At 48.0% G+C, this 920-nt stretch carries 3 protein-coding genes; all 3 read left to right on the top strand.

The window, feature by feature from the left end; all coding sequences use genetic code 11:
* Window positions 1-76 precede the first annotated feature (76 nt).
* Window positions 77-451 carry a hypothetical protein gene (locus ACTHUR_RS12445; RefSeq protein WP_440398791.1) on the top strand — a complete coding sequence of 125 codons (375 nt, stop codon included), beginning with the start codon at window positions 77-79 and terminating at the stop codon, window positions 449-451.
* 61 nt (window positions 452-512) lie between these two features.
* Window positions 513-605: a DUF2199 domain-containing protein gene (locus tag ACTHUR_RS12440; RefSeq protein WP_440398789.1), complete on the top strand. Its 93-nt coding sequence runs from the start codon at window positions 513-515 to the stop codon at window positions 603-605.
* A gap of 6 nt (window positions 606-611) precedes the next feature.
* On the top strand, window positions 612-920 hold a 309-nt coding region (locus ACTHUR_RS12435), incomplete at its 3' end, for a DUF2199 domain-containing protein (RefSeq protein WP_440398793.1).

The raw sequence follows: 920 nt of genomic DNA, 5'->3' as shown, positions 1-920 counted from the left end.
ACTCAGAATGAATCGAAAGCATAAAAGGTCGTCTGAAAGCCAATCGTTCCAAACCATCATCTAAGGACATTCATAAATGGTACGCCTTACCTCATCCCTATTGTTACTTATCACCGGCCTTTCACTTACCGCTTGCGGTTCTAGCATTGATTACGACCGCCAAGGATTGGAACGCAGCCAACAAATGTGGCAGCAGCGGCTGGACAGCCTTCCAATCGGCGCAACTGAAGCGCAACTGCGCGACTGGCAAAACAAATACGGATTAAAACTGGCGTTTCAAGAACCTGACCATTATTACAGTTCCAACCTGCCCAAAGGCCATTTCCCCGTAAAAAAACATTGGTCCAAATTCAGCCCTTGCGATGCTTTTTTCTTATCTTTGACTATCCAAACCAACGAGCAAAAGCAAGTGGTTAAAAAAGAACTGAAAGCCTTGGGCAGCTGCATATAACCTGTCTATGATTCAGGTCGTCTGAAAACCAGCCCCACCCAAAACTCAAAAGGAATCCATCATGTACACTTGCACTTCCTGCGGCGAAAAACATGAAGACATGCCGGCGCTCTGCTTTGCCACTCCCGCTCCCTATGACCAACTCAGTGAATAAGAACGCATTGCTTATCAAGCGGAATGCGATTCTGATTTCTGTATCATCCGTTATCCCGACCAAACCGACCGCTTTATCCGCGCGGTGCTGCTTATTCCGATTATCGGGCACGAGGAAACGCTGGAATACGGCGTGTGGGTATCCGTCAGCGAAAAGAGTTTTAACGACTATCAAAGCCACTTTCACGACAATCCGGAAAACGTCGTTTATTTCGGCATGATCTGCAACTGGCTGCCCCCTTATGAAACCGACACCTTCGGTCTGCACTGTAATGTCGTTACCCAGTCCGACAACCGACGTCCCCTGCTGCAACTG

It is taken from the genome of Neisseria sp. P0021.S007, from assembly GCF_051956855.1.
Note: the sequence above shows the minus strand (reverse complement) of the source record. Positions and strands in the feature narration are given on the sequence as shown.